Source organism: Paraburkholderia sp. SIMBA_053, from assembly GCF_046534895.1.
Lineage (GTDB): Bacteria > Pseudomonadota > Gammaproteobacteria > Burkholderiales > Burkholderiaceae > Paraburkholderia > Paraburkholderia caledonica.
Genome location: NZ_JAWRXU010000622.1, coordinates 1 through 275, shown reverse-complemented (window position 1 = coordinate 275; position 275 = coordinate 1). Strand labels below are relative to the sequence as shown.

The following is a 275-nucleotide window of genomic DNA, read 5'->3' as shown; positions in this document are numbered from 1 at the left end:
AGAAGCTCAGCCTCTTCGAGGGCGTCTTCGCGTGGTACCTGCAACACGATCAACTGGACCGCGCACAGGCCTTCGTCACCGAACTGCACGACTACTTCGGTGCACAGCCGCGGTGGGAGAAACTCGCGGGGATGCTCGACGCCGTCGCCGCGCACATCTCTCCGGAAACGCCCTGGCGAACCTGGCTCGTCACCCCGTGACCGGCGCGATCGGATGACGGGCGGCACGCCGCAGCCGCTGGTCGAGCTGCTGGTCGAGGGTGTCGATCTCGAGCT

1 protein-coding gene is annotated in these 275 nt (G+C 66.5%); it reads left to right on the top strand.

Going from position 1 to position 275, the window contains the following annotated elements; all coding sequences use genetic code 11:
* The coding region (locus SB753_RS37085) for a hypothetical protein (RefSeq protein ID WP_410805128.1) at positions 1-200 on the top strand (200 nt) is incomplete at its 5' end.
* Positions 201-275 lie beyond the last annotated feature (75 nt).